Raw genomic sequence first — 15,679 nt, 5'->3', positions numbered from 1 at the left:
CTTATTTAAGCTTCTGCCATAAAGTCTTAATAAAAAGCATCCCTATTTCACATCGTTGATTAATGAGGAGCCCCCGCCCCCATGAAGCGGGGCGAAACCGGCAGATATGAGGTGATCGCCGTTGCGGGAGAGAGGGTTCGCGCGCTCATCCCCGCGCCCCTGCCTCCAGTGCCTCCCCTTGTCTTCGACGGAGCCCTTCAGCAGGCGTTGGAAGCTGCGGTGCTGGCGCTCGGCCGGCTGGACGGCGTCTCCACCTTACTGCCGGATAAGTCTTTGTTTCTCTATGCTTATGTTCGGAAGGAGGCGGTCCTCTCGTCCCAGATCGAGGGGACGCAATCCTCCCTCTCGGACTTGCTCCTGTTCGAGCTTCACGAAGCGCCCGGCGTGCCGCTCGATGACGTGGTGGAGGTGTCGAACTACGTGGCCGCACTCGAGCACGGCTTGCGCCGCTTGCGTGGGGGGTTTCCCCTTTCGAGCCGTCTGATTCGCGAAATCCACGGCGTACTGATGTCAAGCGGCCGCGGAAGTCACAAGGAGCCGGGCGAATTTCGCCGTTCGCAGAACTGGATCGGGGGCGGCCGTCCGGGTAACGCCACCTTTGTTCCGCCGCCGCATACAGCGGTGCCCGACTGCATGTCCGATCTCGAGCGCTTCTTGCACGCCACGGACAATGGCCTTCCCGCGCTTGTCCGGGCCGGGCTCGCCCACGTGCAATTCGAAACGATCCACCCGTTTCTCGACGGCAACGGACGCGTCGGGCGGATGCTCATCACATTCCTGCTGTGCCACGCGGGCGTTTTGCGCGAGCCCCTTCTCTACCTGAGCCTCCACTTCAAGCAGAATCGCAGCGCCTATTACGAATTATTGGATCGAGTGCGCCGCGAGGGCGACTGGGAAATGTGGCTGGAATTCTTCCTCAAGGGCGTCCAACAGGTGGCCGAAGGCGCGGTCTCGACGGCCGAGCGGCTTTCCGAACTGTTCCGAACGGACCGAGGGCGGATCGAAGCGGCGTGCCGGCGCGCCGGCTCGGCTCTGCGCGTGCACGAGGCGCTCAAGGCGCGGCCGATTCTCTCCATGCCCGACGTTTGCAATGCGACCCGCCTGTCGTTCCCGGCCGCCTCCTCGGCCATGGAACTGCTCTGCGGGCTCGGCATCGCGAAAGAGCTGTCCGGCAAGCGGCGCAATCGCCTCTTCGTGTACGACCGCTATCTTGCCATCCTGAACGAAGGAACGGAGCGGCCATGAGCGTCGAGATCTCCGAAGGCTTGTCCGAGGGGGACAGAGTGAGCGTGACCTGCGCAGTAAAGACACTCCATGGGTGAGAGGCTTCTACGAGAAGGCCAGATTCTCACCGGCTCGTTATTCAGCGAGCCGATGCGGGTGGAGACCGTGCGCGCGAACGGCCCGGACACGTGGGTAGCCGGCCTCGTCGGCACGCAATCGGAGCGGTTCCGCAAGGTCACGCTCACGCGTCGCGATCTCCAGAATCTCACCATCCTGGACGCGCGGCATACCTACGACGGCGACGGGCGTCTCCTTCGCCTCGGCCTGCAGGCGTACGCTCTCGGCATCGCCTACGAGTTCGATCCGTACTTCGGCCTTTCGATCTCCCGCGTGGACCCGCTGCCGCACCAGCTCGAGGCGGTCTACGACTACCTCTTGAAGCTCCCGCGGGTCCGGTTCCTGCTGGCGGATGACGCCGGGGCCGGGAAGACGATCATGGCGGGCCTGCTCATCCGTGAACTCGAACTCCGGGGTTTGGCCGAGCGCATTCTGATTGTCTGTCCTGCCAACCTCACGTTCCAATGGCAGCGCGAGCTGAAGGAGAAGTTCGACGAGAAGTTTCTCGTGCTGAAGGGCAGCGACATCCGGGATCAGTTCGGGGTCAACCAGTGGCTGAAGCAGAAGCGGGTCATCGCTTCGCTCGACCTCGCCAAGCGGCACGAGATCCTGCCGGGGTTGCGGCAGGTCCATTGGGACCTCGTCATCGTGGACGAGGCGCACCGCATGTCGGCGTCCGACGAGAGCCACAAAAGCCTGCGCTACAAGCTGGGCGAGCTTCTGCGGGACACGTCGGATCACCTGCTGCTGACTGCCGCGCCGCAGTCGGGCATCGAGGATGCCTTTCCCTTGCTCCCCGGGCTTCCGCGCCCCGAGTTCGCCGAGTGGAATGTCGGCAGCCTGCATGATACGCAGCGCATCGAGCTCCATTTCGTCCAGCGCACCCGCCGCGACATCGAGCAGACCTGGAAGGGTGACGCCTCTTTTGCGAAGCGGAAGCCGGCCGACGCGACCTACAAGCTCTCCGATCCGTGCCGCGAGCCTTCGAGCGCGCCTACGCGTTTTGCTCGGAGATCGTGCGCACCGGTGAGCGCCTGGAGGCGCGCAAGCGCCGCGTGCGCTACTGGGGTGCGCTCGCGCTTCTGCGCTGCGTGATGTCGAGTCCGGCTGCGGCGTTGGCGGGCGAAACGAGGTACCGGGCTAAGGTGGGCACGCGGCTTCGGAGAGAGCGAACGATTTAAAGTTGGTGTTGAGACGTTATGAAAGGAACGAAGAGAGTCATGGCCAAACAACAGAGCGCCACCTCCGCTAACCTGGGCTTCGAGGCGGAGCTCTGGGCGGCGACAAATGCCCTGCGCGGCTCGATGGACGCCGCCGAGTACAAGCACGTCTTCCTCGGGCTCATCTTTCTCAAGTACATCTCCGACGCTTTCGAGGAGCAGCATGCGAAGCTCGTCGCTGAGCAGGCCCAGGGCGCCGACCCCGAGGACCCGGACGAGTACCGGGCGGAGAGCATCTTCTGGGTCTCGCCCGAGGCCAGCTGGTCCGAGCTGCAGAGGAATGCTCGCCAGCCTACCATCAGCGAGCTCGTGGACCATGCCATGGCGGCCGTCGAGCGTGACAACCCCTCGCTCAAGGGGGTGCTCCCCAAGGACTACGCCCGGCCTGCCCTCGACAAGCAGCGCCTCGGGCAACTCATCGACCTCATTTCCAACATTCACCTGGACAGGGGCGACAACCACGCCCGGGACATCCTGGGCCGGGTCTACGAGTACTTCCTGACGCAATTCGCCAGCGCCGAGGGCAAGAAGGGCGGCGAATTCTACACCCCCCGGTGTGTGGTACGGCTCCTCGTGGAGATGCTCGAACCCTTCCAGGGCTGCGTCTACGACCCCTGCTGCGGCTCGTCAGGCATGTTTGTGCAGTCGGTGGAGTTCATCGAAGCGCACGCCACCGGAAACGGCAATAGCGGCCGCGCCCGCAGCCAGATCAGCATCTACGGCCAGGAGTCGAACTACACCACCTGGCGCCTCGCCAAGATGAACCTCGCCATCCGCGGCATCGAGGGGAGAATCGCCCCCGGCGACACCTTCCACAACGACCGCTTCCCAAACCTCAAGGCCGACTTCATCCTCGTCAATCCCCCGTTCAACGTCTCCGACTGGGGCGGCGAGCGGCTGCGCGACGACAAGCGCTGGAAGTACGGCGTGCCGCCCAAGGGCACCGCCAACTTCGCACAGGCCCGTGCTGTATGAAACTCGAAGACCTCACGCCCGGAGCGAGCGTCCGCGGCATCCTGCCCGATGCCGCCGTCACCGTCGTGAACGTGCAGTGGCACGGCTCCGACGCGCTCACGCTGGTCTATCGTGATCCTGCCGGCAAGTTGGCGGATGAGATCCTCTACCGCCACGACGAGCAGCGCCTCGAGATCGTCGAGCAAGGTCGCCCATGGAGCTTCGACGGCGACGGTACGACGTTCCGCTTGGTCGCCGAGGCGCATCGCATCCGGCTCGCACACCTCTTCGACCCCGTGCTCGCGGTCCACACGTCGCTCGTCGAGCCGCTGCCCCATCAGATCACGGCGGTCTACGAGGCGATGCTTCCTCGTCAGCCGCTGCGCTTCCTGCTCGCCGACGATCCGGGTGCCGGCAAGACGATCATGGCCGGACTCCTCATCAAGGAACTCATTGCGCGAGGTGATCTCAAGCGTTGCCTCATCGTCTGTCCCGGAAGCCTCGTCGAGCAGTGGCAGGACGAACTGGCGCGGAAGTTCCACCTCCCGTTCGAGATTCTGACCAACGACAAGCTGGAAGCGGCCCGCACCGGAAACTGGTTCCTGGAGAACGACCTCGTCATCGCGCGACTGGACAAGCTCGCACGCAACGAGGATGTGCAGCAGAAGCTCGCCGCACCGGACAACCGTTACGACCTCGTGGTATGCGACGAGGCACACAAGCTCTCCGCGACCTTCTTCGGCGGCGAGGTGAAGTACACCAAACGCTACCGCCTCGGGCAGCTTCTCTCCGGCATAACGCGCCACTTCCTGCTGATGACCGCCACGCCGCACAACGGCAAGGAGGAGGACTTCCAGCTCTTCCTCGCGCTGCTCGACGGCGACCGGTTCGAGGGGAGGTTCCGCGACGGCGTGCACCAGGTGGACGTCTCCGACCTGATGCGGCGCATGGTGAAGGAGAACCTTCTCAAGTTCGACGGCACGCCGCTCTTTCCGGAACGCATCGCGTACACGGTGCCCTACAAGCTCTCGCCGGCGGAGGCTCGCCTCTATAAGGAAGTCACGGAATACGTACGCGAGGAGTTCAATCGCGCCGAAGCGCTGCAGAACGATAAGCGCGCCGGCACGGTCGGCTTCGCGCTCACGATCCTGCAACGCCGCCTCGCCTCGTCACCCGAAGCTATCTATCAGTCACTGCGTCGGCGTCGCGAACGGTTGGAGAAACGCCTTCGCGAGCTGGAACTGATGCAGCGGGGTGCGATGTCGGCACCCGTGACGGGAGGGCCGATTCTCGACCCTGAAGATGTCGAAGACCTGGAGGACGCCCCTGAGAACGAGGTCGAAGCCGTTGAGGAGGAGATTCTCGACCAGGCAACTGCAGCGAGCACCATCGCCGAACTCAAGCTGGAGATCGAGACGCTCGCTCGCCTCGAAGCCCTCGCCGCCGAAGTACGCCGCAGCGGTCAGGACACCAAGTGGCGCGAGCTGTCGCAGCTCCTGGGCGAGATCTTCACGCCCGCCGCGCTCACAGCCGGCGAGCCCGATCCGCCGCCGTACGACGCCCGCTCCATCCCAAAGCCCGCGCGCTCGCCACGCCAGAAGCTCGTGATCTTCACCGAGCACCGCGACACCCTCGCCTACCTCGAGCAGCGGATCGGTTCCCTACTCGGACGGCCCGGAGCGATCTCGGTCATCCACGGGGGAATGGGTCGCGAGGAGCGGCGCAAGGCGCAGGAGAGCTTCCTGCACGACCCCGAAGTGCGCGTGCTGCTCGCGACCGACGCCGCGGGCGAGGGCATCAACCTTCAGCGCGCGCATCTGATGGTGAACTACGACCTGCCGTGGAATCCGAACCGCCTCGAGCAGCGCTTCGGCCGCATCCACCGCATCGGTCAGACCGAGGTCTGCCACCTGTGGAACCTCGTCGCCGAGGAAACGCGCGAGGGAGATGTCTATCGGCGTTTGCTGGAGAAACTCGAAGAGGCGCGCGCGGCACTCGGCGGCCAGGTCTTCGACGTGCTCGGCAAGCTCCAGTTCGAGGGGCGGCCTCTGCGCGAGCTCATGATCGAGGCCATCCGCTACGGCGACCGGCCGGAAGTGCGCGCGCGACTCACCCGTGCCGTGGAGCGCGCGGTCGAGAAGGATCGGCTCCGGGACCTGTTGGAAGAGCGCGCGCTCGCGCACGACGCGATGGATGCGAGCCGGGTCGCGCGCGTGCGCGAGGACATGGAGCGCGCCGAAGCGCGGCGCCTGCAACCGCACTACATCGAGTCGTTCTTCCTCGAAGCGTTCCGGCGACTGGGCGGCACCGCCCGGGAGCGTGAGCCGCGACGCTACGAGCTGACGCACGTGCCCGCGCCGGTGCGCAAGCGCGACCGGCAGATCGGCGCCGGAGATCCGGTGCTCGCCCGTTACGAGCGCATCGTCTTCGAGAAGCCGCTCATCGCGCCCCCGGGTAAACCGCTCGCGGCCTTCATCTGCCCCGGCCATCCGCTGCTCGACGCTGTGCTCGATCTCACGCTGGAGCGCCACCGCGACCTCTTGAGACGCGGTGCAGTCCTCGTGGACGAACGCGATCCCGGAACGGCGCCGCGCGTGCTGTTCTTCCTGGAGCACGCGATTCAGGACGCGACGGCGCTCCCATCCGGGGAACGGCGCGTGATTTCGCGCCGCATGCTCTACGTCGAAATGGACCAGGCAGGCAACACGCGGCACCTGCACTACGCGCCGTACCTCGACTACCGGCCGCTCGCCGAAGGCGAGCCCGACGCCGCGACGCTGCTCGCGCGCCCCGAGGCCGCGTGGATCACGCGGGACTTGGAGCAGCGCGCCCAAGGCCACGCCATCGCCCACGTCGTACCGGAGCATGTGAAGGAAGTGCGGGATCGCCGTCTCGCGTGGATCGAGAAGACGCGCGCGGCGGTGAAGGACCGGCTCACGAAGGAGATCGCCTACTGGGATCACCGCGCCGAAGAGCTCAAGGCGCAGGAACAAGCCGGCAAGGCCGGCGCGCGGCTCAACTCCCAGGAAGCGCGGCGCCGGGCCGACGAGTTGCAGGCGCGTCTGGGACGCCGCCTCGCTGAGCTCGATCGTGAGGCACAGATTTCGGCGCTACCGCCCGTGGTGCTCGGCGGTGTCGCGGTCGTGCCCATGGGGCTGCTCGCCAAGGTGATGGGTCGGGCAGCGCTAACGGCAGCAACCCCCGTCGATACGCAAGCGAGCGCGACCCGGGCACGCGCCCTCGTGATGGAGATCGAGCGCCGGCTGGGCTTCGAGCCGGTCGACCGCGAGCACGAGAAGCTCGGCTACGACATCGAAAGCCGCGATCCCAGAACGGGCCGTCTCCGGTTCATTGAGGTAAAGGGGCGCATCGCCGGCGCTGACGCGGTGACGGTGACGAAGAACGAGATTCTCTACTCGCTCAACAAGCCCGACGACTTCATCCTCGCGATGGTCGAGTTCCATGACGACGGCGGCCATCGCGTCCGTTACCTGCGTCAGCCGTTACGGCGCGAGCCGGACTTCGGCGTCACCAGCGTCAACTACAACTTCGCGGAGTTGCTCGCGCGGGCGACGGACCCGAATTGACGATTCATGTGATGAATGAATATCATTCACGCGATGAAAACGCTGCCTCGTCTGGTTGGCGCCGCCCTGGCCGAACGGCTGCGCGTGATGCCGGCGGTCGTGGTTAGTGGCGCGCGCTGGCCCGGCGCGGCGGCTACCCCACCCCGGCGCTGGCGCTCCGCACCGCCGCCGAGCGTGCGGTGTGGTTCGACGGCTACGTGCGTACTTATCTCGAGCGCGACCTCCAGGAGCTGGCCGCGATCTCGGCGCTGCCCGACTTCCGCCGGCTGATGCGCGCGGCGAGCCTCCGGCTGGGCCAGCTCCTCAACCAGACCGAGCTGGCCCGCGACGTGGCGCTGCCGCAGCCCACGGTGCACCGCTGGCTCAACCTGCTCGAGACCTCGTACCTGCTCGTGCGCCTGCCGGCCTACGCGGTCAACCGCACCAAGCGCCTGATCAAGTCGCCCAAGCTCTACTGGAATGACACCGGCCTCGCACTGCATCTCGCGGGCGTGGATGCGCCGGGCGGTGCGCATCTCGAAAACCTCGTGCTCGGCGACCTGCTCGCCTGGCGCGACGCGCGGCTCGAGCGCCCCGAGCTCTGCTATTGGCGCACCACGCTGGGTGAGGAGGTGGACTTCGTGATCGAGACCGGCGGCAAGCTCCTGCCCATCGAGGTCAAGGCCACCGCGCGCCCGCGCCTCCCCGACGCCGCGCACCTGCGGACGTTCCGCAAGGAGTACGGCAGAAAGGCACGCGCCGGGCTCCTGCTCCACACCGGGACGACGCTCGAGTGGCTGGCTCCCGACGTGCTCGCTGCGCCGTGGTGGAGGGCGCTGTGAAGAAGAAGCTCATCGAAGTCGCCCTCCCCCTCGAATCCATCAACAAGGCCGCCGCGCGGGAGAAGTCCATCCGCCACGGCCACCCCAGCACCCTGCACCTGTGGTGGGCGCGCCGGCCCCTAGCTGCTGCCCGGGCGGTGATCTTCGCCCAGATTGTGGACGACCCCTCGGCGGTGCCCGAGGAGTTCCCCACCCCCGAAGCGCAGGAGCGCGAGCGCCGGCGGCTCTTCCGCATCATCGAAGAGCTGGTTCAGTGGGAAAACACCACCAACGAAGCCGTGCTGGAGAAGGCGCGCGCCGAGCTCTGGAAGAGCTGGCGGCGAACCTGCGCAGACAACGCGAACCATCCGCGGGCGAAGGAGCTGTTCGACCCCGAGAAACTCCCCGCCTTCCACGACCCCTTCGCCGGCGGCGGCGCCTTGCCGCTCGAAGCGCAGCGGCTGGGCCTGGAGGCCTACGCCAGCGACCTCAATCCGGTGGCGGTGCTCATCAACAAGGCCATGATCGAGATTCCGCCCAAGTTTGCCGGCAAGCCGCCCGTACATCCTCCCTCTCCCAGCGGGAGAGGGGATGGGGGTGAGGGCTTGTTCCAGCGCGGTTGGCGGGGCGCACAGGGCCTGGCCGAGGACGTGCGCTACTACGGCCAGTGGATGCGCGACGAGGCCGAGCGGCGCATCGGCCACCTGTACCCGAAGATCGAGATCACCCGCGAGATGGTGGAAGACCCCATCAACCCCCGGCCTGACCTCGCGCCGCTCGTCGGCCAGAAGCTCACCGTGATCGCCTGGCTGTGGGCGCGCACGGTCAAGAGCCCCAACCCGGCCTTCGCGCATGTGGACGTGCCGCTCGCTTCGACGTTCATGCTCTCGACCAAGGCAGGCAAAGAGGCCTACGTCGAGCCGGTGATCGAGGACGGCGGCTACCGCTTCACCGTCAAGGTGGGTAAGCCCAAGGACCCGGAGGCGGCGAAGAACGGAACATCGGCTGGCAAGCGTGCGGCGTTCAAGTGCTTGATGTCCGGCGCGCCGATTCCCTACGACTACATCCGGGGCGAGGGCCAGGCCGGGCGTATGGGCGCACGGCTGATGGCGATCGTCGCCGAAGGCCCGAACGGACGCGTGTATCTGCCGCCCACGCCAGAACACGAAGCGATTGCGCGGGAGGCGAAACCGACGTGGAAGCCGGAGGTTGCGATGCCCGAGAACCCGCGCGACTTCAAGACACCGCTCTACGGCCTCACGACCTACGGCGACCTCTTCACCCCGCGCCAGTTGGTGGCGCTGACGACCTTCTCCGACCTGGTGGGCGAGGCGATGGAGCGGGTTAAGCGCGACTACCTGAGGGCGATGGGTGAGGAGGCCCCCACCCCAGCCCTCCCCCAGAAGGAGATGATAGCCCCCACCCCAGCCCTCCCCCGCTGGGGGAGGGAGCCATTCTCCTCCCCCCAGCGGGGGGAGGACGGGAGGGGGGTCAATACCCAGCGGGGGGAGGACGGGAGGGGGGCCAATACCCAGCAGCAAGAGACCAGGGGGGCAGCATCGGAAGCCGGCATGGGGGCCACCGAGGCACAATTCTGGCAGCCTACGCCGGTTCCCCCAGCCCTGTTGCAGGCTGCGCGTGACCTGCGCAAGACCATGACCGATGCGGAACAGTTGTTGTGGCAGTGTTTGCGCGGGAAGCAGTTGGGCGGTTTTAAATTTCGCAGGCAGCATCCCATTGACCGCTTCGTTCTGGATTTCTACTGTCCTGCGGCAAGATTAGCGATCGAGCTGGACGGCAGTCAGCACAACACCGAGCAAGGCCGGGCAGCCGATGCGGAGCGCACCGCCTGGTTGAATGCACAGGGTATTCGCGTGTTGCGTTTCTGGAACAGTGAGGTGTTCAACAACCTCGAGGGTGTGATCACCACCATTTGGGAGGCCCTGCATGCTTACTCCGACGTTGGCCCCCACCCCAGCCCTCCCCCAGCGGGAGATGTTGACCCCCACCCCAGCCCTCCCCCAGCGGGAGATGTTGACCCCCACCCCAGCCCTCCCCCTCCGGGGGAGGGAGCTATGATCCTCCCCCCAGCGGGGGGAGGACGGGAGGGGGGCCTTCCCCTCCGCGACGGCGGCGCTGGCGCCCAGGCCTACGCCGAGGCCGTGGGGATTTATTTGGCGTTTGCGGTGGATAAGGTTGCGGACTACTGGTCCACGATTTGTACCTGGCATTCAAGTAAGGAGCTGATTCGCAACACGTTTGGCCGCCAGGCAATCCCCATGATGTGGGACTTTGCCGAGGCTAATCCCTTCTCCGAGTCCAGCGGCAACTGGATGGCAATGGTGGACTGGACGTGGAAGGCCACAGAAGTGTTGCCAGCCCAATCTGCGGGGGCCTCGAGCCAAGCTGACGCCCACACCCAGGCCGTCAGCACCAACAAGCTCGTCTCCACCGACCCGCCCTACTACGACAACATCGGCTACGCCGACCTGTCGGACTTCTTCTACGTCTGGCTGCGGCGCTCGCTGCGCGGCGTCTTCCCCGATCTGTTCGCCACGCTCGCTGTGCCCAAGGCCGAGGAGCTGGTCGCTACGCCTTACCGCCACGGCAGCAAGGAGAAGGCCGAGCAGTTCTTCCTTGACGGCATGACCCAGGCCCTGCACCGCCTGGCCGAGCAGGCCCACCCGGCCTTCCCGGTCACCATCTACTACGCCTTCAAACAATCCGAAACCGCCTCCCCTCCCCCGCTGGGGGAGGGGCAGGGTGGGGGCCAAAGCTCCCCAGCGGGGGAAGGGCAGGGTGGAGGCACCACTAGCACCGGCTGGGAGACCTTCCTCGAGGCCGTGATCCGCGCTGGCTTCGCCATCAGCGGCACCTGGCCGATGCGGACCGAAATGAAGACCCGCCAGATTGCGATGGGCACTAACGCCCTCGCGTCCAGCATCGTCCTGGTCTGCCGCCCGCGCACCCCCTCCCTTCTTCCCTCCCCCAGCGGGGGAGGGGTAGGGTGGGGGACCGCCACCCGCCGCGAGTTCGTCGCCGCGCTCAAGGCCGAGCTGCCCGCGGCGCTCGCCGAGCTGCAAAAGGCCAACATCGCCCCGGTGGATCTGGCGCAGGCCGCCATCGGCCCCGGCATGGCTGTCTACACGCGCTACGCCAAGGTCCTGGACGCCGAGGGCAAGCCGCTCACGGTGCGCGAGGCGCTAGCGCTCATCAACCAGATCCTCGACGAGGTTCTGGCCGAACAGGAGGGAGACTTCGACGCCGATAGCCGCTTTGCCATCGCCTGGTTCGAGCAGTACGGCTTTGCCGAAGGCGAGTTCGGTGTGGCCGAGACGCTCTCCAAGGCCAAAAACACCAGCGTGGCGGGCTTGGCCGAGGCGGGCATTCTCGAATCCAGGCGCGGCAAGGTGCGGCTCCTCAAGCCAAGCGAGCTGCCCGCGGACTGGGACCCCGCCACGGACATGCGCCTCACGGCGTGGGAGATGGTCCACCACCTGATCCGCGTCCTCGAATCCGGCGGAGAGAGCGCGGCCGGAGGGCTCGTCGCAAAGCTCGGCAGCAAGGCCGAGACCGCGCGCGAGCTGGCCTACCGTCTCTACACGATCTGCGAACGCAAGAAGCGCGCGGCGGAAGCGCTCGCCTACAACGGGCTCGTGCAGAGCTGGCCGGAAATCGCTCGGCTGGCACAGGACGCTCCGGCGGCGGTGCCCGCTCAGACCGACCTGGACATTTGACGGCAATACGGGAATACGGTTAACATGCTTTCCATGAAAGCCACCATCGACATCCCCGACGAGCTGTACCGCAAGGTCAAGGCCAAGAGCGCACTGCTCGGCAAGCCGGTGCGCGAGGTGACGGTCGAACTGTTTCGACAGTGGGTCGAAGGGGCCGAAGCGGCACCGCCGCCGGCAGGCGCCGACTGGCTGGAGGAGTTCAGGAAGCTGCAGATCCCCGCCGGCGCTGCCGGCCCGACTGCGCGCGACATCCTCGAGGAAGGGCGTAACCGCCTGGAGCCGGGACGGTGATGACGGTCGATGCCAGCGTCTGGATCGGCTTTCTCGACCGCAACGACCCCTTCAATACTTCGAGCGACGCGCTGCTGCGGCGACTGCAGTCGTCGAGCACGCCCTACTACAGCCCGGCGTTCGCCGCCCTCGAGATCGCCTGCGCCTTGGCGCATCGGCAGCGCGACGCACAGGCGGGCATCGCGGCAGCCGCCCTTCTGCGCCGCAACGGTCAGTTGCGGCTCGTCGAAACGTCGAGACTCCAGCCTCTCGCCGAAGAGCTGGGCTGCCGGCTCTTCCTGCGCGGGGCGGATGCGCTGTACGCCGCGACGGCCGAACTCACCGCAACGCCGCTGGTGAGCTGGGACCGCGAGCTGATCGAGCGTGCCGGCGCGCTCACGCCCGAGCAGTGGCTGGCGCAGTACGGGTAACAAGAGTCGAACCGTATGGCCATCACCAACCACGAACGGATCGGCAAGGCGATGGAGCTGCTGCGCGCGGGGCTCGCGCCGTTCGTCGAGCGCGAGGTGCAGGCGGCGGTCAAGGCAGGCACGGTCCGCATCGAGGCGGTGCAGCGCTTCGCCGAAGACCCGCTGATCGGGAAGAGGCCCATCGCGCAATGGGACGTGGCTGCGTTGCTCAAGCTGATGTGGGAGACATGGAACGACGTGTTCGGCCGCACGTTGGGCCGCGCCGAGCGCTCGCTGGTGCAGGAGCTGCGCGACTGGCGCAACAAGTGGGCGCATCAGGAGCCATTCTCGAGCGATGACGCCGACCGCGCGCTTGATTCGATGGCTCGTCTGCTCAGCGCTGTCTCCGCGCCGCAGGCCGACGAGATCGGCAAGATGAAGATGGAGCTGCGCCGGCTCGTCTTCGACGAGCAGGTCCGCAGCGAGAAGCGCAAGGCCGGCGGCTCCCTCATCGAGGCGGCGGCGACAGGCACGCTCAAGCCCTGGCGCGAGGTCGTGACTCCACACGCGGACGTGGCAAGCGGGCGCTACCAGCAGGCCGAGTTCGCGGCCGACTTGTGGCAGGTACACCTGGGCCAGGGCAGCGACGAGTACCAACAACCCACCGAGTTCTTTCGCCGCACCTTCCTCACCGAAAGCCTTAAGCGGCTGCTGGTGGGGGCTGTGCAGCGCCTGTCGGGCACCGGCGGCGACCCGGTGGTGCAGCTCCAGACCAATTTCGGCGGTGGCAAGACCCACTCCATGCTGGCGCTGTATCACCTCTTTAGCGGTGCCGCACCGGGCGATCTCGCCGGTATCGACGCGGTGATGGCCGAAGCGGGGGTGAAGGCGCTACCCAGGGTGCGGCGGGTGGTGCTGGTAGGCAACAAGATCTCGCCTGGTAACCCCATGCGCAAGTCCGACGGCACGCTGGTGCGCACGCTGTGGGGCGAGCTGGCCTGGCAACTGGGCGGGCGCGAGGCGTACGAGCGCATTCGCGAAGACGACGAGCGGGCTACCAGCCCCGGCGATGCGCTGCGCGAGCTGTTTGTAGAGTACGGCCCCTGCCTCATTCTGATCGACGAGTGGGTGGCCTATGCCCGCCAACTGCACGACGCCGCCGACCTGCCGGGCGGGAGCTTCGAGACGCAGTTCACGTTTGCCCAGGTACTCACCGAGTCGGCCAAGCTCGCGGGCAACTGTCTGCTTGTGATCTCGCTGCCGGCGTCCGACACGCAGGGCTCGCCGCACACCCAAGCCGATGACGTGGAGGTGGGTGGCATCCGCGGGCGCGAAGCGCTCGATCGACTCCGCAATGTCGTGGGGCGCGTCGAGTCGTCGTGGCGACCGGCTTCGGCCGAGGAAGGGTTCGGGATCGTGCGGCGGCGGCTCTTCGAGCCGCTTTCGGGTCCGGAGGCGTTCAAGCAGCGTGACGTGACGGCGCGCGCGTTCGCGGACCTATACCGCGCGCAGGCTGCCGAGTTCCCGCCCGAGTGCAGGAGCGGCGACTACGAGAGGCGCATTCAGGCCGCCTACCCCATTCACCCGGAGGTCTTCGACCGGTTGTACGAGGACTGGTCGACGCTGGTGAAGTTCCAACGCACGCGCGGTGTGCTGCGGCTCATGGCCGCTGTCATCCACTGCTTGTGGGAGAAGGGTGACCGGAACCCGCTGATCCTGCCTTCGACAATCCCGATGGACGACCCACGCGTGCAGTTCGAGCTCACGCGGTATCTGTCGGACAACTGGGTGCCAATCATCGAGAAGGACGTGGACGGTCCGAACTCACTGCCGCTCAAGATCGACGGCGAGGTGCCGAACCTCGGCAAGCTGCACGCCACGCGGCGTGTGGCTCGGACTATCTTCCTCGGCTCCGCACCGACGGCGGCCGCCGCGCACCGCGGGCTCGAAGACCGCCGGGTGAAGCTTGGCTGCGTGATGCCGGGCGAGTCGGCGGCCGTGTTCGGCGATGCACTGCGCCGGCTCGCCTCCGCGGCGACCTACCTCTACCAGGACGGGCCGCGCGTCTGGTACGCGACGCAGCCCACGGTCACGAAGCTCGCGGAGGACCGCGCGGAGCAGTTGAAGCGCGACCCGGACAAGGTGGCCGTGGAGCTCGAAAAGCGCATCCGCGCCGACATCCAGAAGAAGGGCGACTTCTCGCGCGTGCATCCGCTGCCGCGAACCGGAGCGGACGTGCCCGACGATCTCGACGCGCGGCTCGTCGTGCTCCCGCCCGAGCACGCGTACACGAGGGAGAGCGGCAACGCCGCCGAGCAAGCGGCGCGGACGATTCTGGAATCTCGCGGCAACGCACCGCGCCTCTATCGCAATACGCTCGTGTTCCTGGCGGCGGACAAGATCCGCATGCAGGACCTGGACGAGGCTTTGCGCAAGTACCTCGCGTGGGCGTCCATCGTCGCGGAGAAGGAAACGCTCGACCTGAGCCCGTTCCAGGTCCGGCAGGCCGAGACGCAGAAACAGGCGGCGGACGCGGCCGTGGCGGCGCGGCTGCCGGAAACCTACCAGTGGATTCTGGTGCCCGAGCAGAAGTCGCCGCAGGCACCGATCCAGTGGCAGGCGCTGCGGCTTGCCGGGTCGGATGCGCTCGCGGTGCGAGCGAGCAAGAAACTCAGAAGCGAAGAGCTGCTCGTGGCGAACCTCGGGTCAACGATTCTGCGCAAGCACCTGGACGAGGTGCCGCTGTGGCGCGGTGACCATGTTGCAGTCCGGCAGCTCGTCGAGGACTTCGCGCGCTACCTGTACCTGCCCCGTCTCGCGGGTCCCGAGGTGTTGGTGCAGGCGATCCGCGAGGGCGTGGCGCTCCTGACCTGGCAGTCCGACACCTTCGCGTACGCCGAGAGCCACGACGAGGTGAGTGGCAGGTATCGCGGTCTGCGCGCCGGTCAGCAGATCAGCGTTGGCGCTGAAGATGCCGGGCTGCTCGTCAAGTCGGATGTCGCTCGCCGCCAGCTCGACGCGGAGGTGCCGCAGTCGAAGCCGCCGGGTAGCGGCCCCGCTCGGAGCGAACCGCCGACGAGCGGAACCACGGGCGGCGCGGCGCCGCAGCCCGCCACACCTGTCCTGGCACGTCGATTCCACGGCACCGTGCGTCTCGATCCAGCGCGCGTCGGGCGCGACGCTGGACGAATCGCCGAAGAGGTGATCGCCCATCTCGTGGGACAGCCCGGCGCGGAGGTGACGGTCACGCTGGAAATCGACGCGCGACTCCCGAGCGGGGTCAACGAACAGACCGTGCGCGCGGTGACGGAGAACAGCCGCACCCTGAAGTTCGAATCGCACGGATTCGAGAACGAGTAG

8 protein-coding genes and 1 pseudogene are annotated in these 15,679 nt (G+C 66.8%); all 9 read left to right on the top strand.

Translation table 11 applies throughout. The features are described from left to right. The first annotated feature begins 81 nt into the window (after positions 1 to 81). Entirely contained in the window at positions 82 to 1,245 is a 1,164-nt protein-coding gene (locus tag ACUVYZ_RS04685; protein ID WP_439933508.1) for a Fic family protein, read from the top strand. Between the two features lie 69 nt (positions 1,246 to 1,314). After that, positions 1,315 to 2,436 carry a DEAD/DEAH box helicase gene (locus tag ACUVYZ_RS04680; protein ID WP_439933507.1) on the top strand — a complete coding sequence of 374 codons (1,122 nt, stop codon included), beginning with the start codon at positions 1,315 to 1,317 and terminating at the stop codon, positions 2,434 to 2,436. Between the two features lie 125 nt (positions 2,437 to 2,561). Continuing rightward, positions 2,562 to 3,518: pseudogene (locus ACUVYZ_RS04675) on the top strand (type I restriction-modification system subunit M); the annotation flags it as partial. 14 nt (positions 3,519 to 3,532) lie between these two features. Beyond that, positions 3,533 to 7,102, top strand: a complete 3,570-nt coding sequence (locus tag ACUVYZ_RS04670; RefSeq protein ID WP_439933506.1) for a helicase-related protein — start codon at positions 3,533 to 3,535, stop codon at positions 7,100 to 7,102. A 179-nt stretch (positions 7,103 to 7,281) separates the two neighbouring features. Further along, positions 7,282 to 7,923 (top strand): ATP-binding protein, encoded by a 642-nt coding sequence (locus ACUVYZ_RS04665; protein WP_439933505.1) that lies wholly within the window; start codon positions 7,282 to 7,284, stop codon positions 7,921 to 7,923. Beyond that, complete coding sequence (locus ACUVYZ_RS04660) at positions 7,920 to 11,639, top strand: DUF559 domain-containing protein (RefSeq protein WP_439933504.1); 3,720 nt, start codon at positions 7,920 to 7,922, stop codon at positions 11,637 to 11,639. Before ACUVYZ_RS04665 ends, ACUVYZ_RS04660 begins: the two co-directional genes overlap by 4 nt. A gap of 33 nt (positions 11,640 to 11,672) precedes the next feature. After that, positions 11,673 to 11,930, top strand: coding sequence for a hypothetical protein (locus ACUVYZ_RS04655; protein ID WP_439933503.1), 258 nt, complete (start codon positions 11,673 to 11,675; stop codon positions 11,928 to 11,930). Continuing rightward, positions 11,930 to 12,340, top strand: coding sequence for a type II toxin-antitoxin system VapC family toxin (locus tag ACUVYZ_RS04650; protein ID WP_439933623.1), 411 nt, complete (start codon positions 11,930 to 11,932; stop codon positions 12,338 to 12,340). The genes ACUVYZ_RS04655 and ACUVYZ_RS04650 overlap by 1 nt, the downstream gene beginning before the upstream one ends. Before the next feature lie 15 nt (positions 12,341 to 12,355). Beyond that, positions 12,356 to 15,679: a Swt1 family HEPN domain-containing protein gene (locus ACUVYZ_RS04645; RefSeq protein ID WP_439933502.1), complete on the top strand. Its 3,324-nt coding sequence runs from the start codon at positions 12,356 to 12,358 to the stop codon at positions 15,677 to 15,679.

It is taken from the genome of Pelomicrobium sp. P1 (assembly GCF_052805615.1).
Note: the sequence above shows the minus strand (reverse complement) of the source record. Positions and strands in the feature narration are given on the sequence as shown.

Bases quoted from the DNA above. Each gene is read 5' to 3' on its own strand.
- ACUVYZ_RS04685 (WP_439933508.1), top strand. From the start codon at position 82: ATGAAGCGGGGCGAAACCGGCAGATATGAGGTGATCGCCGTTGCGGGA.
- ACUVYZ_RS04680 (WP_439933507.1), top strand. From the start codon at position 1,315: ATGGGTGAGAGGCTTCTACGAGAAGGCCAGATTCTCACCGGCTCGTTA.
- ACUVYZ_RS04670 (WP_439933506.1), top strand. From the start codon at position 3,533: ATGAAACTCGAAGACCTCACGCCCGGAGCGAGCGTCCGCGGCATCCTG.
- ACUVYZ_RS04655 (WP_439933503.1), top strand. From the start codon at position 11,673: ATGAAAGCCACCATCGACATCCCCGACGAGCTGTACCGCAAGGTCAAG.
- ACUVYZ_RS04650 (WP_439933623.1), top strand. From the start codon at position 11,930: ATGACGGTCGATGCCAGCGTCTGGATCGGCTTTCTCGACCGCAACGAC.
- ACUVYZ_RS04645 (WP_439933502.1), top strand. From the start codon at position 12,356: ATGGCCATCACCAACCACGAACGGATCGGCAAGGCGATGGAGCTGCTG.